Annotated in this window: 15 protein-coding genes and 1 pseudogene; 8 read left to right on the forward strand and 8 right to left on the reverse strand. The window is 74.6% G+C overall.

Annotation, left to right across the window (positions count from 1 at the left end):
- Positions 1-42: 42 nt before the first annotated feature.
- Positions 43-888: a universal stress protein gene (locus D7294_RS06915; protein WP_120677103.1), complete on the reverse strand. Its 846-nt coding sequence runs from the start codon at positions 886-888 to the stop codon at positions 43-45.
- 372 nt (positions 889-1260) lie between these two features.
- On the opposite strand from D7294_RS06915, the gene D7294_RS06925 reads away from it, so the two are divergent.
- The gene (locus D7294_RS06925; RefSeq protein WP_120676641.1) at positions 1261-2442 is read left to right on the forward strand and encodes a cytochrome P450; all 1182 of its coding nucleotides are present in this window, start codon (positions 1261-1263) and stop codon (positions 2440-2442) included.
- A 249-nt stretch (positions 2443-2691) separates the two neighbouring features.
- On the opposite strand, the gene D7294_RS32930 is transcribed toward D7294_RS06925, so the two are convergent.
- Positions 2692-3852 (reverse strand): glycoside hydrolase family 62 protein, encoded by a 1161-nt coding sequence (locus D7294_RS32930; RefSeq protein ID WP_120676643.1) that lies wholly within the window; start codon positions 3850-3852, stop codon positions 2692-2694.
- A 971-nt stretch (positions 3853-4823) separates the two neighbouring features.
- Here D7294_RS32930 and D7294_RS06940 point away from each other — a divergent pair.
- Complete coding sequence (locus D7294_RS06940; RefSeq protein ID WP_120676645.1) at positions 4824-6485, forward strand: glycoside hydrolase family 43 protein; 1662 nt, start codon at positions 4824-4826, stop codon at positions 6483-6485.
- Between the two features lie 233 nt (positions 6486-6718).
- Here D7294_RS06940 and D7294_RS06945 read toward each other — a convergent pair whose 3' ends face one another.
- The gene (locus D7294_RS06945) at positions 6719-7723 is read right to left on the reverse strand and encodes a LacI family DNA-binding transcriptional regulator (protein ID WP_241562163.1); all 1005 of its coding nucleotides are present in this window, start codon (positions 7721-7723) and stop codon (positions 6719-6721) included.
- A gap of 649 nt (positions 7724-8372) precedes the next feature.
- Positions 8373-8726, reverse strand: coding sequence for a hypothetical protein (locus D7294_RS06950; RefSeq protein ID WP_120676649.1), 354 nt, complete (start codon positions 8724-8726; stop codon positions 8373-8375).
- A gap of 404 nt (positions 8727-9130) precedes the next feature.
- On the opposite strand from D7294_RS06950, the gene D7294_RS06955 reads away from it, so the two are divergent.
- The 3 genes from D7294_RS06955 (at position 9131) to D7294_RS06965 (ending at position 12684) form a co-directional block, all read left to right on the forward strand.
- Complete coding sequence (locus D7294_RS06955) at positions 9131-10357, forward strand: hypothetical protein (RefSeq protein WP_147450781.1); 1227 nt, start codon at positions 9131-9133, stop codon at positions 10355-10357.
- Positions 10358-10499: 142 nt separating this feature from the next.
- On the forward strand, positions 10500-11171 hold the full coding sequence (locus D7294_RS06960) for a response regulator transcription factor (RefSeq protein ID WP_120677105.1): 672 nt from the start codon (positions 10500-10502) through the stop codon (positions 11169-11171).
- Between the two features lie 544 nt (positions 11172-11715).
- A complete protein-coding gene (locus D7294_RS06965) occupies positions 11716-12684 on the forward strand; it encodes a sensor histidine kinase (RefSeq protein WP_120676651.1) in 969 nt (322 codons plus the stop codon).
- A 136-nt stretch (positions 12685-12820) separates the two neighbouring features.
- On the opposite strand, the gene ppsA is transcribed toward D7294_RS06965, so the two are convergent.
- Positions 12821-15274, reverse strand: a complete 2454-nt coding sequence (gene ppsA / locus D7294_RS06970) for a phosphoenolpyruvate synthase (protein WP_120676652.1) — start codon at positions 15272-15274, stop codon at positions 12821-12823.
- A gap of 414 nt (positions 15275-15688) precedes the next feature.
- Here ppsA and D7294_RS06975 point away from each other — a divergent pair, with 414 nt between their 5' ends.
- From D7294_RS06975 to D7294_RS33640, 3 genes and pseudogenes are all read left to right on the forward strand, one after another.
- Positions 15689-16612 carry an NAD-dependent epimerase/dehydratase family protein gene (locus tag D7294_RS06975; protein WP_120676653.1) on the forward strand — a complete coding sequence of 308 codons (924 nt, stop codon included), beginning with the start codon at positions 15689-15691 and terminating at the stop codon, positions 16610-16612.
- A gap of 196 nt (positions 16613-16808) precedes the next feature.
- On the forward strand, positions 16809-17717 hold the full coding sequence (locus D7294_RS06980) for an aminoglycoside phosphotransferase family protein (protein WP_120676654.1): 909 nt from the start codon (positions 16809-16811) through the stop codon (positions 17715-17717).
- Between the two features lie 377 nt (positions 17718-18094).
- A pseudogene (locus D7294_RS33640) lies at positions 18095-18436 on the forward strand (OsmC family protein); the annotation flags it as partial.
- Positions 18437-18523: 87 nt separating this feature from the next.
- On the opposite strand, the gene D7294_RS06990 reads toward D7294_RS33640, so the two are convergent.
- The 3 genes from D7294_RS06990 to D7294_RS07000 are packed head-to-tail and all read right to left on the reverse strand — an operon-like array spanning position 18524 to position 22064.
- On the reverse strand, positions 18524-19348 hold the full coding sequence (locus D7294_RS06990) for a DUF1684 domain-containing protein (protein ID WP_120676655.1): 825 nt from the start codon (positions 19346-19348) through the stop codon (positions 18524-18526).
- Positions 19345-21141: a dipeptide ABC transporter ATP-binding protein gene (locus D7294_RS06995; protein ID WP_120676657.1), complete on the reverse strand. Its 1797-nt coding sequence runs from the start codon at positions 21139-21141 to the stop codon at positions 19345-19347. The genes D7294_RS06990 and D7294_RS06995 overlap by 4 nt, the downstream gene beginning before the upstream one ends.
- Positions 21138-22064: an ABC transporter permease gene (locus D7294_RS07000; protein WP_120676659.1), complete on the reverse strand. Its 927-nt coding sequence runs from the start codon at positions 22062-22064 to the stop codon at positions 21138-21140. Before D7294_RS07000 ends, D7294_RS06995 begins: the two co-directional genes overlap by 4 nt.
- Positions 22065-22077: the final 13 nt, after the last annotated feature.

The raw sequence follows: 22077 nt of genomic DNA on the forward strand, positions 1-22077 counted from the left end.
CCGCGGCCGCCGGGCGCCCGGCCGAGGCGGTGGCGGGGCCGCTCACTGGCGGGGGACGACGGCCACCGGGCACGGCGCGTGGTGCACCAGCGCGTGCCCGGCCAGGCCCAGGCCGAGCCCGTGGTGACCGGTGCGCCGGTGCGCGCCGACGACCAGCAGGTCGGCCGTCTGAGCCGCCCGCAGCAGGACCTCGCGGGGTGCTCCCTCCCGCGCCTCATGCCGGGCCTCCACGTCGGGATGCGCGGCGAGGGCGTCCGCCAGCGCGCCGGCGAGAACGGTCTCGGCCCGCGCCTCGCCGTCCGGGTGCGACGCGTCCTGCGGGGACCTGCGCCAGGCGTGCACCGCCCGCAGCTCGCAGGCGCGGGCCGCCGCCTCGCGCACGGCGAACTCGGTGGCGCTCGCCTCGTGCTCCGAGCCGCTCACGCCGAGCACCACCCGCCCGAAGCCCTCGTTCAGCGCCTGCGGCGCACCCCGCACCACGACGGTGGGACACGGCGCCCGGCCGGCGACCCCGAGCCCGACCGAACCCAGGAACAGGCTCGTCAGCGGCCCCCTGCCGCGGCTGCCCACGACGAGGAGGAACGCGTTGCCGCCCTCCTCCACCAGCGTGGGCACCGGCGGGCTCGTGGCGGCGTTCACGGACACGTCCAGGCTCGGCTGCCGCCGGGACACCCGCTCCCCGGCGGCGGCCAGGACGCCGTCCGCAGCCGTCCCGCCCTCGGGCCGTTCGAGAGCGCCCGCGGGCGCCAGGATCTCGTACTGCTCCCAGAACCAGGCGTACACCAGGCGCAGCGGACGCCCGTGCCTGGCGGCCTCGTCGGCGGCCCAGTCCACCGCCGTAAGGCTGCACTCCGACCCGTCCACCCCCACGACCACCGGCTGCGGCACCGCCCTCACCGCCCTTCGTACGCCTCGGCTCCCAGCACAGCACCCTTTCCCCCGCCGCGCCACGCGAGGGGCGACGCCCCCGGGGGCAGCCGCCGCCGGGCCGCGGGCGACCCCCGGCGGCGGGGGGAAGCGGCCCCGGCCGGGGCGGGCTCCACCTCGAAGACTGCGGCATCGCCGGGATCTCCGCCCCCGGCGCCCCCATGGACGGCGGCGGCGTCCGCGCCTACGCCGTCGCCCCCGGCCCGGCCGCACGGCTGTGGGACCTGTCCCTCACCGCAACCGCCGCCGCGCCCCTTGCCCGCCCGGCCACCTCACGCACGCCCCGCATCTCTCTTCGCGCGGCGGGCCGGGACCGGTAGCGTCGGCCAGGTGATGTTCGATCCCGCGGACCCCGCGTTCCTGGCCGACCCCTACCCGGCGTTCGCCGCCCTGCGGGAGCGTGGGCCGATCCACCGGCACGAGGGTCTTGGCCTCCCGGTGGCCGTGACGCACGCGGCCTGCTCCGCCGTGCTCAGGGAACGCGGGGCCGGGCGGATCTGGCGGGACCGCGAACCGGCCGCGGAATTCCCGGCGTTCAACCTGCTGCACCGCAACTCGCTGCTGGAGACGGAGCCGCCCCGGCACACCAGGCTGCGCCGCCTGGTCTCCGCCGCCTTCGGCCGCGGCCACACCGCCCGGCTCGCCCCGCGGGTGCGGGCGGTGGCGGACGGCCTGGTGGCCTCGCTCGCCGCGGCGATCGCGGCGGACGGCTCCGCCGACCTGATGAGGCACCTGGCGGGTCCGCTGCCCGTCGAGGTGATCGCCGAGCTCCTCGGGGTCCCCGCCGCGGACCGGCCACGGCTGCAACCCTGGTCGAACGCGATCGTGAAGATGTACGAGTACGGCCTGCCGCCCGAGGGTGCGGCGGCGGCCGAGCGGGCGGCCGGTGAGTTCGTGGCCTACCTGCGCGACCTGGCCGCCGAGCGGGCCGCGCACCCGGGCGAGGACCTGATCAGCGACCTGGTGGCCGTCCGCGAGGGCACCGACCGGCTGACCGGCGACGAACTGGTCGGCACCGCGGTCCTGTTGCTGATGGCCGGCCACGAGGCGACGGTCAACGTGATCGGGAACGGCGTCCTCGCCCTGCTGACCCACCGCGACCAGTGGGAGCGGCTGCTTGCCTCGCCCGGGCTGCTGCCCACCGCCGTGGAGGAACTCATCCGCTACGACGCCCCCTTGCAGCTGTTCGAACGCACCGCCACCGCGCCCGTGACGGTGGCGGGCCACGCGCTGGCCCCCGGCGACACGATCGCCGTCCTGCTGGGCGCCGCGGCCCGCGACCCGGCCGTCTTCGAGCGGCCCGGCACCCTGGACGTCGGCCGCAGCCCCAACCCGCACCTCGGCTTCGGCGCCGGCATCCACTACTGCGTCGGCGCCCCGCTGGCGCGGGTGGAGATCGCCGCCGCGCTGGCGGCGCTCCTCGCCCGTCTGCCAGGACTGCGCCTCGCCGCCGCCCCCGAGCGCCGCCCCGAGTTCGTCATCCGCGGCCTGCGCACCCTGCCCGTGACGGCCTGATCCCGCGTGCCGCCGCGCCGCCCGCGCAGGCACCCGCGGCGGCGCCGGCTGTGCCGACCGTGCCGGCTGTGCCGGCGGCGCTGCCTGTGCCGGCGGCGCTGCCTGTGCCGGCTGTGCCGACAACGTGTGTGCCGCTGCGACGCGCGCCCGCCCGTCCGGGGCCGGCGCCGGGTGGGGCCGCCGCGGACGGGCGGAACTGCCCCGTGCGGGCGCGGTGTTGTGGGGTTCGCCCGCGCGGGGCCGGGTCGTTCAGCAGGTGCCGTTGGTCTGGGTGAGCAGGCCGAGGCGCCAGGGGAGCTGTGAGTAGTCGCCGCCGGCCGAGGGGTTCATGCCCTGGTAGAGGAACTGGAGGTCGCAGGAGTTGATGCGCATGGTCTGGTCGTTGCCCGAGCGGATGAGTTCGCCGTGGCTGATGTCGCGGGTCCAGGCGCCGGAAGGGAAGGAGACGTTGTTGCTGCGGGCGAAGGGGTTGGCCTCCGTGCTGGCGAGGGGCTGCCACTGGCCGGTGAGGCCGTTCGCGGTGTAGGAGCGGTAGTAGCGGCGGCCGTCGCTGCCGATGGCCTCCATCATCAGCAGGTAGGTGTTCGTGTCGTCGACGCGGTAGACGGCCTCGCCCTCGAACAGGGCGTACTGGGAGTCCTGGAGGACGACCTGCGTGTTGCGGAAGCCGTTGGGGAACTCGCCGACGGTGGTCTCCGCCCGGTAGAGCTTGCCGTCGTCGTTGGCCGAGAACAGGTAGCACATGGCGGAGTCGCAGATGACCCAGTAGTCGAGCGTGCCGCCGGCGGCCTGCCCCGACATGAAGTTCCGCGGCGCCGACCAGCTCTGCGGATCGCCGGGGTTGGTGCTGGTGGAGTACGAGGGGGAGCCGGTCTGGTAGACGAGGTACCACTCGTTGCGCGGCGCGAAGTAGAACGCCTGGGGCGCGGCGCGGTAGCCGGTGCCGATGTTGGGGTTGGTGTCCAGGTAGGTCAGGCGCGCGGAGGGGGCCTGGGACCAGTCGGTGAAGTTGGTGTAGGCCATGCTCCAGCCGCCGGCGGTGTTGGCGGTCGTCATGAAGACGTGCCACCTGCCGCTGTTGTCGCGGACGACGGAGGGGTCCTTGACGGACACCACGTTGTGGCGGGAGTCGGGCTGCGGCGAGATCAGCGGTCCCGTGGAGGACCACTGGAAGCTGCCGGTGAGCTGCTCGATCGCGACCCGGCCGGGTGCGGTACCGGTCGCCGCGGCCGGCGAGGAACCGGAGCCCGGCTGCGTGGCGGCCAACCGGCCCGAGTCGGACTGCGCGGCGGCCGGCCGGCTGGGGGCCGACTGCGCGGGCGCCGCGAACAGCGACAGCGCGATGCCGAGCAGCGTCACCACTGCCGCGCGCAGGGCGTGGTGGCGTGGGCGGCCTGGCGATGGGGACATGGACGTCTCCCTGGGGGTTTCCGGCCCGCCCGCACGGGCGTGGCCGCCCGCCGGAAAAGGGCAGCACGGCGCGCACGGGAGTGCCTGATGGATGTGGGGGATGGTGCCGTGGGGGATTCGCGCCGGAGCGGCGAACCGATCCGCGCGCAATATTCGGCATACCGAACGCCGTTCAGCTTGCCGGACAGCACGAAATGATAGGTGGCTTTCCGGGCGCGTCAATACCTCGCGTGCCCTCTGTCCCGACCGGACACGAAGGAAAGGGCCCGGGCGCCATTCCGGCCCCCGGCGGGCCGCGTCGTCGCCGTGCCGGCCGTCGCGGACTTCCGGTCGTTCGGCCTTTTCCGCAACGACGCAACCTGCGGCCCTGCCCGGCGAAACGGCTGGTCCGGCGGGCAGGTGCGCAGGTGGGGGAGGGTGCGGGCCCGGGGGTGCGCCCCGGCGCCGCCCCGGTGCCCCGGCGAGGCCCCGCCGCCCGCGAGTTCCGGCCGGGGCCCGGAGGGAGCGCGTTTTCGGGGCCTTTTCGTTCGCATGGGCCGGAGGGTGATGCCGCCTGTGCGCAATGCGCCGTGCCGCGGTGTGGCGATGCTCAATCGGGAGGCATTTCGTGGAGTTTTCGCCGCGCGCTCCCCGGCTCCGAGCCGTAAAGGCCCGGACATCCCGCCGGAATCCGCGGAATTGTGGCCACAACATGCGCCCCGGGTGCGTTGACGCCTTTCTTTCCCCGCCCCTATTCTCCGTTCGGCAGCATGAACGTTGTTCCGTATGTCGAACACAGGGCGGGCGGTGCCAGGCGGGCCGTGGGCCCGCGCTGCTCGCGCGGCACGGTGGCCGTCCGTCGGCGGCGCGCACGCGGCGAGACGCCGGCCCCGGCCCGGGCGCGTGCCCGGGCCCGCCGGCGGCCGGCGTTGCCGCCGCGGCGCCGGGCGGCGGCCCGCGCCGCACCGTCCCCGATCCGCGAAGGAGAACGCATGTCCTGGCTCGAACGACCCCGCGGCCGCAGAGGCGTGCTGACGGCCGCGGCCGGCCTCGCCGCGGCGGCGGCCACCCCGATCGGCCTCCCCGCCGCGGCCCACGCCGCCGCGCCCGGGGCCGCCCCCGCGGCCGCGCCCCGGCCCGCGCGGCCCGCCGCCGGGCAGTACGCCAACCCGGTCCTCTGGCAGGACTTCGCCGACATCGACATCATCCGCGTCGGCGACACCTACTACTACTCGGCCTCGACCATGCACTACTCGCCCGGCGCCCCCATCCTGCGCTCCTACGACCTGGTCAACTGGGAGTTCGCCGGTCACTCCGTGCCCGTCCTCGACTTCGACGCCAAGTACAACCTGAACGGCTCCCGCGGCTACGTCCGCGGCATCTGGGCCTCCTCGCTCGCCTACCGGCCGGCCAACCGCACCTTCTACTGGCTGGGCCAGATCGACTTCGCCCGGTCCTACGTCTACACCGCCACCTCGGTGGAGGGCCCCTGGAGCAGGCTCGCCACCCTGGGCACCGCCTACTACGACGCGGGGCTGCTCGTCGACGAGGACGACACCCTGTACGTGGCCTACGGCAACACCACCCTGAGCGTCGCGCAGTTGTCCGCGGACGGCCGCAGCCAGGTCGTCAGCCGGCAGGTGTTCAGCACGCCCTCAGGCATCGGCACCCTGGAGGGCTCCCGCTTCTACAAGATCAACGGCAACTACTACATCTTCGTGACCCGCCCCGCGAACGGCCAGTACGTCCTCAAGTCGACCAGCGGCCCCTGGGGACCCTACGAGCTGCGGCAGGTCCTGCTCGACCTGCCGGGCCCGATCCCGGGCGGCGGCGTTCCGCACCAGGGCGGGCTGGTCCAGACCCAGAACGGGGCCTGGTACTACATGGCCTTCGTCGACGCCTACCCCGGCGGCCGGGTTCCGGTCCTCGCCCCCGTCACCTGGACCGGCGACGGCTGGCCCGTTCTCCAGCTGGTCAACGGCGCCTGGGGCGCCTCCTACGCGACCCCCGACCTGCCCCCGCCCCCTCGGCAGGTGGAGCCGATGACCGGCGCCGACACCTTCCCGGGACCGGGGCTGGCACCCAAGTGGGAGTGGAACCACAACCCGGACAACTCCAAGTGGTCCGCGAACAACGGCCTCACCCTCCAGACGGCCACCGTGACCTACGACCTCTACGCGGCCCGCAACACGCTGACGCACCGCATCCAGGGCCCCACCTCCACGGCGACGATCCAGCTGGACTACTCGGGGATGCGAGACGGCGACCGGAGTGGGCTCGCCCTCCTCCGCGACGCCTCCGCATGGATCGGAATCAAGCGCGACAACGGCGCCACCCGCGTGGTGCGCATCGATGGCATCACGATGGACACCAACTGGAACACCAGCAACACCGGTTACGAGGTGGCGGGCGCCTCCGTCTCCGGCGGCCGGATCTGGCTGCGTGCCACCGCCGACATCCGTCCGGGCAACGGCCGCCAGGTGACCTTCTCCTACAGCACGGACGGCACCCGGTTCACGACCCTCTCCCCGGCGTTCACGCTGAAGAACGACTGGCGCTTCTTCATGGGGTACCGGTTCGGCATCTTCAACTACGCCACGCTCGGGCTCGGCGGCGCGGTGCGGGTGGAACGCTTCGAGCTGACGGCCTCCTGACCCGTCCCCCGCGCCGGCGGCTCAACGCGGCGGCGGGCCGGGGTCCGGCGGCCCGGCGGGCCGGTGGCTCAGTGGCTCAACGCGGGGGTGGCCCGGCGCGGTGGTGGCTCAACTTCGGCTGCCCAACCTGGCGGTGGCTGACCGCGGTGGGCGAGGCGGCGTCCGGTGGCTGACCGCGGTGGGCGGGGCGGCGTCCGGTGGCTCACCGCGGCGGTGGCCCGGGGCTCGGTGGCTCACCGTGGCGGTGGGGCGGTGCTGGCCCGGACCACCAGCCTCGTGGCCAGAGCCACCTGGGAGCGCTCCAGCTCCTGGCCCCTGGCCAGCGCGACCACCATCGACGCCGCGGTGGCGGCCATCTCCGCCAGCGGCTGCCGCACCGTCGTCAGCGGCGGGACCGTCCACTGCGAGGGGAAGACGTCGTCGAAACCGACGACGCTCAGCTCCTCGGGAACGCGGACCCCCGCCTCCGCGGCTGCGAGGTACACCCCGAGCGCCTCCCCGTCGTTGCACGCGAACACGGCCGTCGGCGGCTCGGGGAGCCGCAGCAGCTCCCGCGTGTGGCGCGCGCCGTCCTCCACCTGGAAGTGCCCGACCCGGATCAGCCGCGGATCGGCCGCCACGCCCGCCCCGGCCAGCGCCTCCAGGTAACCGGCCACGCGGGCCCGGCTCGACTGGGTGCCGGGGGTACCGGTGATGACGGCGATCCGCCGGTGCCCGAGGGCCAGCAGGTGCCGGGTGGCCTCCAGCCCGCCCGACCGGTTGTCGGCGCCGACCACCGGCTCGCCCGGGGCGCACTCGCCCACGGGGTCCACCGCGACCAGGGGGATGCCGCGGGCCCGCAGCCGGGTCGCCTGCTCGCCCGTCAGGCCGGAGAACACCGCGATCACCCCGGTCGGGCGGCGTGCCAGGGCGTCCTCGACCCAGCCGTCGGCAGGCACGTGGCCCCCCTGGAGCTCGGACAGCACGACGGCCAGCCGATGCCGGCGCGCCACGCGCTGCACGCCGTTGAGCATCTCCACCGGGTAGGGCCCGGCCAGCTCGTGGAAAAGCACCTCAAGCGGCATGGTCGGCCCGGCGGCCGCGGCACGCCTGCGGTATCCGTGCCGGGCAATGACCTCCTCCACGCGCGCCCGGGTCTGCGGTCCCACGTCGAGGCGCCCGTTGATCACCTTCGAAACCGTCGCCGGGGAGACACCCGCGAGGTCGGCAAGCTGAGCCACCGTCAGCCGGGAACGCACGAGGCCACTCCCGCGTTCGAGATATCGGTCCGAGTTCCGGATTTCGGGCGCACGGTATGCGCGGTCCACGGACCTGTCAAGGGCCCACCCACCCGCCCGCGGCCCGGCCCGCGGGGCGGGTGGCGAGGCGGGGGACGGGCCACAAACGAGTTTGTTGCGGGGCTGAAGCGGTGGGCGGTTTACGGGGCGGGTGGTTGGCCGGGTGCGGGTGGGTGCGGATGCACGAGGGGGAGGCTGGCTGCGGAAGGGGGTGCCGTGGGTGGCGGGTCTCGTTGTGGTGGGGGTTACCGAGGCAGCTGCTGCCGCGTACGGCTTCTCGGGGTGGGCAACGGCCGGGTGCCGTTGTTGATGCCGTTCCCGTCGACGAAAGACCATCGGGGAGATCGCCGTGGCGAGGAGCCGTTCCGGCGCTGACCGGGGGCTGCTGGTCGTCGTGTAAGGGGATCGAAGGGGGAGTCGGCGAGGAAGAGGTCCGGGAGGAAAGGGGGGGCGATTCCGGGCGTGCCGAGGGCGTTCATGTTGATCTGTGGGGGGACAGGCAAGTTGCGTGTGGGGTTTCTGACGGGGAATCGTGCGACGGGCGCGGTGGGCGTCGGGCATGTCGGGGCAGTGCGGCGGCCCGCCGTCCGCGTGGGCGCCGCGCCCGGTGTCAGCGGAACTCGTGGACCACCTGGATCTCGCCGACGAGGTGCGCGTTGAAGTCGTCCAGTTCCTCGGCGGGAACCCAGAGTTCGAGGATTGTCCGGCCGCCGGCCTGTCTGACGGGATACCTGCTCAGGAACTCCGATTCGACCTCGAAACGGGTGACGAAGCCGGCGCCGTCGTGCTTCACGTTCCAGTCGCGCGCGATCCTGATGGCGTAGTCCTCGTTGAGGACGGGATAGAAGATCGGCTGCTCGGGCAGTCGGGGCGGCCACGCACGCCAGTTCAGCTCGCGGAGCAGGTCCAGTTCCCTGGGGCCGGTGGGGCGCCAGAGAGTCGTGGTCGCTTGGCTGGTGGTCATGTGTATCGCTCTCTGGGCGTGGGCCGCCGATACGGCGTGGGCCGCTGGTGCGGGGAGAGGGACGGGACGATACCGGCACGGGGAACCCAGGTGCCAGGCGGTTTCGGGGAGATGCCGCGCGGCCGGGCCGGCCGGGCTGTGCCGCCGCGATCCGACCGCGGGCGTGTGGCCGGGCGGGCGCGTCCCGGGCCGTGAGGGGCGCTTCGGCGCGTACGACGACGGCACCCCGAAGCCGGGTGGGGGAGACGGGCAGGACGGCGCAACCGGTCACCGTGGTCGGGGACGTTTCTTATGTGTTTCCAGGAGTTCCCGTGCGTTCTCCTCACCTCGGGCACGGAGGATTTCGTCAAGCCCGCCGGTCACCTTGTCGGGGCGGGCACGAGACCTGGGGACGGATACTTCACGTGAGCGCAACAGAGACAAGCGGACGGGGCCGGCCCTCGCGCGGCAGGGCCGGGCGCCTCCGGCGGCGGCTGGCCGCGTCGGGCATCGCCTCCGTGCTGGTGCTGATGGGGGCGACGGACGCGTCGGCGGCAGCCGGGGCTCAGGCGTCGGGCTGGCAGGAGACGCCGGTGCCGCTGCCCTCGCCGGACGTGACCTCGGCGAACCTGCTCGGCGTGGGGGGCGGCGGCGGGGCGAACAGCACCTGGGCGACGGGATTCTTCATCCCGTCCACCGGTCCGTTTGCGCCGATGGCCGTGCGCTGGGACGGCTCCGGCTGGGTGCAGACACCGGTGCCCGTCGAGCAGCCGGACGATCCCACGCTGAGACTCCTCAGCAGCCGGCTCGACGGGGGCATCGCGGAGGTCGCACCGGACGACGTGTGGGCGGTCGGCGACACCGGGACCTACTCGGCGGCCCAGGGACCGGTGGCCTACGCGCTGATCGAGCACTGGAACGGAACGTCCTGGCAGCAGACGCCGACCGATGCCCTTCCCGCCGGCAGCAAGCTCTTCGGCATTGCCGCCGTGTCCGCCACGGACATCTGGGCGGGCGGCGAGATCGCCGGAAGCGCCGGGCTCGCGCACTGGAACGGCCGTGCGTGGACCCCCGTCACGCCCGCTGCGCTCAGCGACGCGAACCCGGTGAGCTGGGTGAACTCCCTCAGCGCGGCCGGCCCCGGTGACGTGTGGGCGGTCGGCCCGGTCGGCGTCTCGATCCACTACGACGGGCACACGTGGCGGAAGGTCCCGCTGCCCGACCTGGGGGGCGACGAGGCATGGCTGCAGAATGTGCGCACCGACGCGCGGTTCGGCACCTGGGCGGTCGGTTACCGCGTCGGACCGGACGGCATACGCAACCCCCTGGCCCTGCGCTGGACCGGGACCGCGTGGGAATCCGTGCCGGTGCCGGCCGCGGCCGACACGCAACTCCAGGACGTGGCCTTCACCCGCAGCGGCCCTCAGGCGTTCGGCTACACCGACAGCCAGACCACAGCCGCCGCCTACGGCGTGCAGCTCCCGACGACGGCGTCAGGGCAAGCCCGGCCGATCACCATGCCGGCGGTGTCGGACAGCATCAACGGGGCCGTCTCCGAGCCCGGCGGCGCCGGCGTCTGGATCGTCGGGACCGCGTTCGCGCGCACGTCGCCTGACATGCTCCCGCCCTTCGCGGCCCGCACCGCGCCCTGACGGACCACGCCACGGAAGGGCGCGCCGGGCGTGGTGTACGGTGACCGCTGAGGCGACCGGGACGGGCAGGGCCTTCGACGGCCGGCCCGCCCTGACCGGCCCTTCCGGCTTTCGCCACGAACTCGCGGGGGATCCACCGGACATGCGTGTGCTGGTCGTCGACGACGACGAAGCGGTGCGGAGTTCCCTGGCCCACGCTCTGGGCCGCGACGGCTACGAGGTGTCGCAGGCGCCGGACGGGCGCGCTGCCCTGGAGCAGCTCTCCCGTGTCCGGCAGGACCTGCTCATCCTCGATGTCCACATTCCCGAGCCCAGCGGTCTCGAGGTGTGCCGGCGTCTGCGGGCCCGTGGCGACCGCATCCCCATCCTGATGCTCACCGCTCGCGAGCTGGTGGACGATCGGGTGGCGGGCCTGGACGCCGGCGCCGACGACTATCTGGTCAAGCCCTACGCCCTGGCGGAGTTGCGTGCGCGGCTGCGTGCCCTGCTGCGGCGGACCGGCGCCGATCAGGAGCTGCTGCGGTTGGCCGATCTGGAGTTGGACACCACGGCCTGCCGTGTCCGGCGGGGCGGGCGGGTCGTCGACCTGACCCGAACGGAATATCTGTTGCTGGAACACTTCCTCCGCAACCCAGGACGTGTGCTGAGCCGGAAGTCGCTCTTCGAGGCCGTCTGGGGCTTCGACTTCGGGCCGACGTCCAACGCGTTGTCGGTGTACATCAGTTACCTGCGCTTCAAGCTCGAAGCCGGTGGCGAACCGCGAGTCATCCAGACCGTGCGCGGGCTCGGATACGTCCTGCGCGGACAGCCGTGAGTCTGCGCGGCAGGGTCGCCCTCGCCGGCAGCCTGGTGGTGATGGCCGTTCTGCTCGCCGCCTCGGCGGTGCTGTATCCGCTGCTCAAGGCGAATCTGACGGCCCAGCGTGACCGCTCCCTCAAGACGGCCGCCGATCAGGCGCCCGCCCTTCTCGCCTCTTTCAAGGGGCCGCCGGCCATGGCCCCGCTGCGGGTCCGCGGTACGGCCGAGGGCGGCCCTGCCGCCGCACCCGCGCGTACGGGTGCGGCCGGCACCGGGCAGGCGGCGGGGGCCACTTCCGCGGACGACACCGTGACGGTCCCGGACGCGCCTCTCAGGCTCGGCAGCACACTCGTACAGTTCGTCGACCGGCCCTCGCCCTCGGGGGCGTCCGGCTCCTCCGGCTCCGCGGCCGGTTTCGTTCCGGTGACGGGGAAGGACGTCCAAGTGGCCCGGGGCAGCCGCCCCGCGTACTTCCGGGACGTCGACTACCGGGGCGTGCACTACCGGGTCTACACCGCCCCCTCGGATCGACCGGGGGCGTTTCGCCGCCACGCGGCACCGTGCTGGTACGTGCCGCCGTCCCGGCGTCCGAGGTCGGTGACACGCTGGCGTGGCTGCGAACGCTGCTGGTGGCGATCGTCGCAGGAGGGACGCTGCTCGCCGCCCTGGGAGCGCGGCTCACCGCGGGCCGGGTGCTGCGTCCGGTGCACGAGCTGACCCGGACGGTGGACCGCATCACCGAGACGCAGGACCTCACCATCGCGGTGGAGGCGCGGGGACGGGACGAGATCGGGCGGCTGACCCGGGCGTTCGCGACCATGGTGACGGCTCTGGACGGTTCCCTGCAGGCGCAGCGGCGTCTGGTCGCCGACGTCTCCCACGAGCTGCGCACCCCGCTGACCAGTCTCACCACCAACCTCGAACTCCTGGAGGAGAACGACGGACCCGCCGACCCGCTCGCGCCCACCCTGGTGCACAACGCCCGCGAGCAGGCGGAGGAGTTGGCGGGCCTGGTGAACGACCTGCTGGACCTCGCCCGCTACGGACGGGAACGCCGGCACACCGAGGACACCCGCCTGGACCTCCTCGCGGCCGGCGTGGTCGAGCGCGCAGCCTCCCGGACCACGAAGGTCACCTTCACCACCGACCTCGAGTCCTGCCTGGTGGACGCCGACCCGCAGGCCCTGGCGCGGGCGATCGGCAACCTGCTCGGCAACGCGGTGAAGTGGAGCCCGGAAGGCGGCCGCGTCCATCTCCGGGTTCGCGCGTGCGGGACGGTGTCCGTCAGCGACGAGGGCCCCGGCATCCCGCCCGCCGACCTTCCCCACGTCTTCGACCGCTTCTACCGCTCGCCGGCCGCCCGCTCCGTGCCGGGCTCAGGACTGGGGCTGGCCATCGTCCGGCAGATCGCCGAAACCCACGGCGGCTCGGTCACCGCCACCAACCTGCAGCCCGGGGTGCGGCTGCAGATCGCTCTTCCCCCGCTGGAGCAGGACCCCGAACCGCCGACCGGTCCTGACCCGGCCTGACCCGTGCCCCCGGCACCGCGGGGCTTCGCCGTGCAGCGCGTCTGCCCGGCATCGGGCAACCGGCCGGCGGTTGCGCCGCTCGTGGGCCGTGGACGGCGCGGGGGTGTGCGCCGCCTGGCCCGTCGGCCGCGGGCCCTCAGGCGGCCCGCCGCACCGGCCGTTCCGCCGCCTCCCGTTCTGCGGCCTCCCGCGCCCCGGCCTCCCGTTCCGCGGCGGCCACGTTGGCCTTGACCGTGAGGAAGCTGTCGGGCGCCACGGAGATCGAGTCGATGCCCGAGCGGACGAGGAGCCCCGCGAAGTCCGCGTCGTCGCTGGGGCGCTGGCCGCAGAGGCCGACGGGGCGGCCGGCCCGGTGCGCGGCGGCGATGAGCTGCCCGATGCTCTCGGTGAGCGCCGGGTCGCGCTCGTCGAACAGGGAGGCCAGCTCGGCGGAGTCGCGGTCGACGCCCAGGGTGAGCTGGGTCAGGTCGTTGCTGCCGATGGAGAAGCCGTCGAAGCGTTCGGCGAATTGCCCGGCCAGGATGATGTTGGAGGGGATCTCGGCCATCACGTAGACCCGCAGGCCCCCGTCGCCGCGCGCGAGCCCCTGCTCGGCCATGGTCGCGAGCACCCGGTCGGCCTCGGGCAGGGTGCGGCAGAACGGGATCATGACGATCACGTTGGTGAGGCCCATGCGGTCGCGCACCCTGCGGATCGCCCGGCACTCCAGGGCGAAGCCCTCGCGGTAGCCGCTGCTGTGGTAGCGGCTGGCACCCCGCCAGCCGAGCATCGGGTTCTCCTCCGCCGGCTCGAAGCCCTCGCCGCCGATGAGCCGGGCGTACTCGTTGGTCTTGAAGTCGCTCATGCGGACGACGACCGGCTTCGGCCACCAGGCGGCGGCGATCCGGCCGATGCCGTGGGCGAGACGTTCGACGAAGTACTCGGCGGGGTCGTCGTAGCCGCGGGTGAGTTCCGCGATCCGGGCCCGGGCCGCCTCGTCCCGCAGCTCGCCGAACCGCAGCAGGGCCATCGGGTGCACCCGCACGTGGTTGTTGACGATGAACTCCATGCGGGCCAGCCCGATGCCGTCCGCGGGGAGGCGCCACCAGCGGAACGCGGCGGCCGGGTTGGCGATGTTCAGCATGACGTGCGTCCTGGTGTCCGGCACCCGCTCCAGGTCGATGTCGCGCGCCTCGAAGTCGAGCACCCCCTGGTAGACGGTGCCCTCCTCGCCCTCGGCGCAGGAGACGGTGACCGGCTGCCCGTCGCGCAGGGCGCCGGTGGCGTTCCCGGTGCCGACGACGGCGGCCACGCCGAGTTCCCTGCTGACGATCGCCGCGTGCGAGGTCCGCCCGCCGTGATCGGTGACGATCGCGGCCGCCCGTTTCATGATCGGTTCCCAGTCGGGGTCGGTCGCCGCGGTGACCAGGACCGCCCCGTCGCGGAAGCGGCCGATCTCGGCGGCGTCGCGCAGGTTGCACACCTCGCCCGCGGCGATGGCGTCGCCGACGGCCAGTCCCGTGGTGAGCGGCCGGCCGTGTTCCTTGAGCCGGTAGGACTTGAGCGTGGCGGTGGCCTTGCGGGACTGCACCGTCTCGGGCCTGGCCTGCACGATGTGCAGGTCGCCGGTGTCGCCGTCCTTCGCCCACTCGATGTCCATGGGGCACCCGTAGTGCTCCTCGATGGCCACCGCCCAGCGGGCCAGGTGGAGGATCTCCGCCTCGTCGAGGACGTACCGCGCCCGCTCCTCCCGGCTCGTCTCGACCGTGACGGTCGGCTCCCCGCCCGGCCGCCCGTAGACGACCTTGCGCTCCTTGGCGCCGGGCGCCCTGGAGATCACCGGGGCGGCGTCCGCGCGGTCGAGCAGCGGCTTGAACACCTGGTACTCGTCGGGGTCCACGGTGCCGGAGACGACGGACTCGCCCAGCCCCCAGGCCGCGTTGATCAGCACCACGTGCGGGAAGCCGCTGTCGGTGTCGAGGGTGAACGCGACCCCCGCGCCGGCCCGGTCGGAGCGCACCATCTGCTGCACGCCGAGGGAGAGCGCCACGTCGAGGTGGCCGAATCCGTGGTCCTCGCGGTAGCTGATGGCCCGGTCGGTGAACAGCGAGGCGTAGCAGCGGCGGCAGGCTTCGAGCAGCGCCGCCTCGCCCGACACGTTCAGGTAGGTCTCCTGCTGCCCGGCGAAGCTGGCCTCCGGCAGGTCCTCCGCCGTGGCGCTGCTGCGCACGGCGACGTCCGGCTCCGCCCTGCCCAGCCTGCGCCCGAGTTCCCGGTACGCCTCCCGGAGCGCGCCGTCGAGGTGCCCGGGCAGCGGCGTGTCCAGGAACATCCGGCGAATCGCGGCGCCCACCCGGGACACGTCCTCGCCGGCGCGCAGGGCGTCGAGGCGTTCGGCGATCCGGGACCGCAGGTCGCCCGTGTGCAGCAGGTCCGCGTAGGCGCGGGCCGTGCAGGCGAAGCCGTCGGGGACCCGGATGCCGTGCGGCGTCAGGTGCCGGGTCAGTTCGCCCAGGGAGGCGTTCTTGCCGCCGACGAGGGGGGTGTCGGCGGAGGACAGGTCCTGGAACCAGCGGATCACCCGGGCTTCCCCGCCCGCCTGACGGCTCATACCGCCTCCGTCTCCCGGCGGCCTTCGAGGAGGCCGGGCCGTTGCGCCGCGGCCGGGGCGGGGCACTGCGCCCGCCCGGAGAGCGCGGCGCGCTCTCGCTTCCAGCACAGCACCGAACCCGGGGGCCCGCCACCCGCGGCCGGGGTCATCGGGGCGCGGCGCCTGGACCCGCGGCGCCTGGGGCGCGGCGCCCGGGCCCGGGCAGTGGGCCATCCGGCCTCGGGCAGCGGCCGGAATCCGGGCCCTGCGGCAGGGCCGTGCCCGGTGGCGTCGCATCCGGCGCGTCGAGTGCGCCCCGGGGACACGGGGGCCGGGGCGGGGGCGGGCGCGGGGGTGGCACGGGCAGTCGATTGCGGGCGCATACTATTGCCTGTAAAGATTACAGGCGTCTGCAAATATCTCGGAGGTTGTGGAGTGCGTATCTTCCTCACCGGGGCCACGGGCTACATCGGCGGCTCTCTCGCCGTCCGGCTCGCCGGCGCGGGCCACGAGGTGACCGGACTGGCCCGTACCGGCGGCAAGGCGCGGGCGCTGGCGGAACGCGGAATCACCCCGATTCGCGGCGATCTCGACGACGGGCCGGCGCTCGCGTCCGCCGCACGTGCGGCCGACGCCGTGATCAACGCGGCGGACAGCGACCACAGGCCCGCCGTCGAGGCCCTCCTCGCGGCGCTTGAGGGCACCGGCAAGGCCCTGCTCCACACCAGCGGCTCCAGCATCGTCGGCGACGACGCGCGCGGGGAGCGGAGCGAGCGGGTCTTCACCGAGGCGGACGTCGCGCCGGGCAGTCCGTGGCGTCCCGAGCCGGACAAGGCGCCGCGCGTCGCCCTCGACCGGCTCGTCCTGGCCGCCGCCGACCGCGGGGTGCGCTCCGTGGTGCTCTGCAACAGCCTCGTCTACGGGCACGGCCGCGGAATCGCGCGCGACAGCGTGCAGTTGCCGCGCCTGGCCCGCCAGGCCCGCTCCAGCGGCGTCGCCCGCCACGTCGGCCCGGGCCGGAACATCTGGTCGACCGTCCACATCGACGACGTCGCCGAGCTGTACGCCCTGGCGCTGGAGGCCGCCCCCGCCGGCGCCTTCTACTTCGTGGAGAACGGCGAGGCGTCCTTCGGCGAGCTGACCCAGGCCATCGCCGACGCCCTGGGCTGCGGACGGGCGCAGGCGTGGGACATCGAGGACGCCATCCGGGAGTGGGGATTCGAGCCGGCCGTGTACGCCCTGGGCTCCAACAGCCGGGTGCGCGGCCTGCGGGCCCGCCGCGAACTGGGCTGGCAACCGCGCCACCCCTCCGCCGTGCGGTGGGTCCGTGACCGCCTGACCTCGGATCAGGACGGCTGAGGCCCGCCGCGAACCGCGCGCGGATCGGCAGCACCGGGGCCGGGCCCGGGGCGGCACCGGGGCCGGCCGGCCCCGCGGCTCCGGCCGGGCGGGCGCGCCCTCGCCGGCGGCGTGTTGACACGGCCGGGTGGCGTGCGGCAGGCTTCACCGGCTCCCGGAGGACACGGCGCGTGTCGTGGAGGAAGGTTTTCACGGCATGACGATGCACGAGGACCAGGTGGACGTCGCTCCCGAGCTGGCCGCCGCCCTGGTGCGCGAGCAGTTCCCCCGGTGGGGCGGGCTGCCGCTGCGCCCGGTGCACTCGACCGGGACCGTCAACGCCATCTTCCGCATCGGGGACGCCCTGACCGCGCGCTTCCCGCTGCGCCTGGCCGACGCCGCCGCCACGCGCGCGGTGCTGGAGCAGGAGGCCCGCGCGAGCGCCGAGCTGGCGGGCGTCTCGCCGTTCCCGACCCCCGAGCCCGTGGCCCTGGGCGAGCCGGGCGCGGGCTACCCCATGCCCTGGTCGGTGCAGACCTGGGTGCCGGGAAGTCCGGCCACGGAAGCAGACCCGGGCGGGTCGGAGCCCTTCGCGCGCGACCTGGCGGCCTTCATCGCCGCCCTGCGCGGGGCCGACACCCGCGGCAGGCGCTTCGCAGGTCCGGGCCGCGGCGGCGAACTCACCGCCCACGACGCCTGGATGGAGAAGTGCTTCGCCGAGAGCGCGGGGCTGCTCGACGTGCCGCGGCTGCGCGCGCTGTGGGACCGGCTGCGGCGCCTGCCGCGCGGCGGCGCGGACGCGATGACCCACGGCGACCTGATCCCGGGCAATGTGCTGGTCGCGGGCGGCCGGCTGGCCGGGGTCCTCGACGGGGGCGGCTTCGGCCCGGCCGATCCCGCGCTGGACCTGGTCGGCGCCTGGCATCTGCTGGACTCGGGGCCGCGCCGGGTGCTGCGGGCCGCCCTGGGCTGCGGGGACCTGGAGTGGGAGCGGGGCATGGCCTGGGCGTTCGCGCAGGCCATGGGCCTGGTCTGGTACTACGTCGAGAGCAACCCGGTGATGAGCGCGACCGGGCGCCGTACCCTCGACCGGATTCTGGAGTCGGCCGAGGGCGGCGGCGCGTAGGCTCCCGGCCCCCTCCGCCGCGCCCGGCCTGCCGGGCCCGGCCCCGGGCGGGGCCTCGCGCGGAGGCGCGGCGGCGGATGCCCGAGGCGCCCGGGCGTGCCGGGCGCGCCGCCGCCGGGCGGCTGCCGCGACCGCCGCCGCCGAGCCGCCGCCTCGCGGGCGCCCTCGCCGCCACCACCCGGGATCATGTGACGGGGCGTCATCCGCCCGGCCTTGGCATTTCTTCACGGGGGCGGGGACGCCGGATGAAAGGGAGGACCGATCGTGGTCTTGCGGTCGCACGACGCTCCCGTCCGGCTGATCGGCCTGGCCCGCGTGCTGCGTCGCCACGTTGATCTTCAGCGCGTTTCCAGCATCCTCTGTCGCGCCTGTGCCTGATCTCCGCCGGCGCCCGTGAGGGCCACGCGCGCACGGTCGTCCGTGCGCCGGGAACTTCTCTTCCGCCCCTCCGTGGCCCTCCGCTCTCGCCTTCGGTCTGCCTCACGCACGTCTTCCTCATCCAGGCGGCCGACCTGCGCATTCCGCTGGACTCCCTGGAGGCCGAGGTCCAGGCCGATCACGACCCGCGGGCCGGGTCGCCCGGCTTCGAGCAGACCCCGATCTACCCGCACAACATCTCCTGCACCATCCACATCACCTCGCCGGCCCCGGCGGAGCGCATCAAGGAACTCCACGAGGCCGTCGAGCGCAATTGCCCGATCTGCAACCTGCTCCTCAACCCGCAGCAGATCTCGGGCCGGGTGGTGCTGACCGGCAGCCCGCAGGAGAGCCGGCCGCCGCGGGGAGCGGGGCGGAGCAGGCCGGATTCAGGCCGCGCCGCCCCGCTCCCTGGGCAGCTTCTCGCCCGCCTCGACGGCCACCGGCAGCCGGTTCTCCGCCGGCGGCAGCGGGCAGGTGGCGAAGTCCGTGTACGCGCAGGGCAGGTTGACCGCCCGGTTGAAGTCGAGCGTCACCAGGCCCTGCTCGCCGGGGCGTTCGACCGACAGGGAACGGTTCGCCGCGTACGTGGTCACCCCGGAGGTGGCGTCCGTGAACAGGATCAGCAGGCCGCCGTGTCCCCCGGGGAACGCGGTGAGCCGGTGGGTCGTGCCCGCCCACGCGAACTCGACCTGGCCCGGCGCCTCGTAGACGTGTTCGAGGCCCTCCGCGACGGACCCCACGGTCACCGCGCGCGGCGCCTTGAACGGCAGGTACCTGCCGGGCAGCACCCACCGCGGGTCGGGGGCGTAGGCGGGGGTCTCGGCGTGTGCGGTGCGCAGCCGGTGGCCGGGGTCGCGGGGGCGCAGAATCACCTCTCCGCCGCGCCGGGCGATCTCGACGGCACGGTCTCCGTAGGTGGCGAACACGCCGGCGCGTTCGGCGAGTCCGGTGAAGACGTGACGGCCGCGGAGGGTGGCGCCGTCGACGGTGAGTTCCTCGTCCGCGGCCAGCTCGACCGCGGGCCCTTCCGCCGTGTTCGACCAGGTGCCGGGCGCGTCCTCGAACCGGGTCGGCTCGGGGCTCAGCCAGCGCAGGCTGGTGATGGCGAGAAAGCCGTGCGGGGCGGCGAGGGCGCGCTCGCGCTCGGCGTGCCACCTGGCCCAGCTTTCCGCGAACCGCTGTGCGTCCTTCACCTCAGGCTCCTTCTTCACGTCAGGCTCCTCGCGGGGGTCGGGGGCCGGCCGGGGACGGCGGCCAGGAGTTCTCGGGTGTAGGGGTGCTGAGGCCGGGCGAACACCTCGGTCACCCGGCCCTGTTCCACGGCCCGGCCGCGGCGCATCACCAGGACCAGGTCGCACACCTGCCGGATGACCGCGAGGTCGTGGGAGATGAACACGTAGCCGAGGCCGAGTTCCGCGCGCAGTTCGGCGAGCAGGGTGAGGATGCGGGCCTGGACCGAGACGTCGAGCGCGGAGACCGGCTCGTCGAGCACCAGCAGCCGGGGGGTGAGGGCAAGGGCGCGGGCGATGGACACGCGTTGCCGCTGGCCGCCGGAGAGTTCGGCCGGGCGGCGGCCGGCCGTCGCGGCGGGCAGCCGCACCAGGTCGAGCAGTTCGGCGACGCGTTCGGCGCGTGCGCGCTTGCGCACGCCGAAGGCCCGCAGCGGCTCGGCGATGGCCTCGGCGACGGTGAACGCCGGATCCAGGGAGCCGTAGGAGTCCTGGAACACCGGCTGGATGTTCCGGCGCAGCCGGCGCAGCCGGGCGGGCGGCACGGTGGCGAGGTCCACGCCGTCCAGCACGATCCGGCCCGCGTCGGGCCGGTCCAGGCGCAGCAGCAGGTTCGCCAGGGTGGACTTGCCCGAGCCGGACTCGCCGACGATGCCGAGCGAGCCGCCGCGGGCGAGCGTGAAGCTCACCCCGTCGACGGCGGTGATCCTGCCCCGGCCGGCGGGGGACGCCGCCTCCCGGCGCCCGGCAGGCGCCGGCCGGGCCCGGAAGACCCGCCGCAGGTTCTCGACGGTGAGCAGCGGCCCGGCCGCCGGGGCGGTGGCCGCGGCGGGCGGTGCCGTCAGGGAAGGGGCCGCGGCGACCAGTTCCCTGGTGTACGGGTGGCGGGGCGCGCCGATGACGTCGGCGCTGGGGCCGGTCTCGACGATCCGCCCCTGTGACATGACGGCGACCAGGTCGGCGCGTTCCGCGGCGACGGCCAGGTCGTGGGTGATCAGCAGCAGCCCGGTGCCGGCCTGGCGGGTGACCTCGGCGAGGTGGTCCAGGATGCGGCGCTGCACGGTGACGTCCAGCGCGCTGGTGGGCTCGTCGGCGATCAGCAGCCTGGGCCGGCCGGCCAGGGCGATGGCGATGAGCACCCGCTGGCACATGCCGCCCGACAGCTCGTGCGGGAACTGTTCCGCCGTGCGCCCCGGGTCGGGCAGGCCGGCCTCGCCGAGGAGTTCCCGCACGCGCCGCTCGGTCTCGGCGCGGCCGCGCGACAGCCGGTGGATCCGCAGCACCTCGGCGACCTGGGTGCCGACGCGCTGGACCGGGTTGAGGGAGGCTCTGGGGTCCTGCGGGATGAAGCCGATCTCCCGGCCGCGGATGCCGCGCAGGACGCGGTCGGGCAGGCCGACGAGTTCGCGTCCCGCCAGCCGGATGGAGCCGCGGACGGGCCCGGTGCCGTCCGGCAGCAGGCCGAGGACGGCCAGGCCGGCGCTCGACTTGCCGGAGCCCGACTCGCCGACCAGGGCGACCGTCCGGCCGGCCGGGACGGTGAGGGAGGCGCCGCGCACCGCGTGCACGACGCCGCGCCGGGTGGCGTAGGAGACCTGCAGGTCGGTGAGGGCGAGCAGCGGATCGGGTCCCTCAGGCCCGGCCGCCGCGGTCGCGGCGTCAGCAGCGCTGTCGGGCGTGGGGGCAGAGGTGGCGTCAGAGGTGGTGCAGGGCGTGCTGCCGGGCGCCGGGTGAGTCGGGGCGCCGGTGGTGGGGCCGGCGGTGGTGTCGGTCATGAGGAGACTCCGGTGCGCTCCAGGGCGCGGGCGACGCGGCTGGTGGCCAGGACGACCAGGGCGATGGTCAGCCCGGGGAAGGTCGTCAGCCACCAGGCGGTGGTCATGTAGTCGCGCCCCTCCGAGACCATCGCGCCCAGTTCTGGCGCCGGCGGCGCCGCCCCGTAGCCGAGGAAGCTGAGGGCCGAGATGGACAGTACGGCGCCGCCGATGTCGAGCGCGGCCAGCACCAGCACGGGCGGGGAGGCGTTGGGCAGGATGTGCCGGACCAGGATGGCCGGGGTGCGGTTGCCGCCGGCCACGGCCGCCTGGACGTAGGCGCTTCCCCTGATGCGCAGCACCTCGGCCCTGGCCACCCGGGCGAAGCCGGGGATTCCGGCGATGCCGACGGCGATCGCCACGTGCGTGGTGCCGAAGCCGAGGATGGACACGACGGTGAGCGAGAGCAGCAGCCCGGGGATGACGACCAGCACCTCGACCACCCGCATCAGCAGGTGGTCGAGCCAGCCGGTGAGGTAGCCGGCGAGCGCGCCGAGGACCGAGCCGGCCAGCAGCGCGAGCCCGACGGCCAGCAGCCCCGCGACGAGGGAGACGCGGGCGCCGTGCACCACGCGGGCATAGACGTCGCGCCCGAGGTTGTCGGTGCCGAACCAGTGCTCGGAGCCCGGCGCGACGAGGCTCTGGGCGGGGTCGGTGTGCAGCGGGTCCTGGCCGGCGAACAGGCCGGGGGCGACGGTCCAGCCGAGGACGAGCGCCAGGTACAGCACGGCGAGCAGCAGCCCGGGGCGCCCGGCGAGGCGCCGCAGCCGGCGGCCCGCCCGCGACCGCCCCTGCTCCCGGTCCCGCTCCCGGTGGTCCCGGTCGTCCTGGTGCTGCCGGTGGTCCTGCGGGGCCCCGCCGGGCGGGGCGGTGGTGACGGACATCGGGGGTTTCTCT

The sequence above is a fragment of the Streptomyces hoynatensis genome (assembly GCF_003626535.1).
Classification (GTDB): Bacteria; Actinomycetota; Actinomycetes; order Streptomycetales; family Streptomycetaceae; genus Streptomyces; species Streptomyces hoynatensis.

Coding starts and splice junctions, on each gene's coding strand:
- D7294_RS06925 (WP_120676641.1), top strand. CDS start 1,261: ATGTTCGATCCCGCGGACCCCGCGTTCCTGGCCGACCCCTACCCGGCG.
- D7294_RS32930 (WP_120676643.1), bottom strand. CDS start 3,852: ATGTCCCCATCGCCAGGCCGCCCACGCCACCACGCCCTGCGCGCGGCA.
- D7294_RS06940 (WP_120676645.1), top strand. CDS start 4,824: ATGTCCTGGCTCGAACGACCCCGCGGCCGCAGAGGCGTGCTGACGGCC.
- D7294_RS06950 (WP_120676649.1), bottom strand. CDS start 8,726: ATGACCACCAGCCAAGCGACCACGACTCTCTGGCGCCCCACCGGCCCC.
- D7294_RS06960 (WP_120677105.1), top strand. CDS start 10,500: ATGCGTGTGCTGGTCGTCGACGACGACGAAGCGGTGCGGAGTTCCCTG.
- ppsA (WP_120676652.1), bottom strand. CDS start 15,274: ATGAGCCGTCAGGCGGGCGGGGAAGCCCGGGTGATCCGCTGGTTCCAG.
- D7294_RS06980 (WP_120676654.1), top strand. CDS start 16,809: ATGACGATGCACGAGGACCAGGTGGACGTCGCTCCCGAGCTGGCCGCC.
- D7294_RS06995 (WP_120676657.1), bottom strand. CDS start 21,141: ATGACCGACACCACCGCCGGCCCCACCACCGGCGCCCCGACTCACCCG.
- D7294_RS07000 (WP_120676659.1), bottom strand. CDS start 22,064: ATGTCCGTCACCACCGCCCCGCCCGGCGGGGCCCCGCAGGACCACCGG.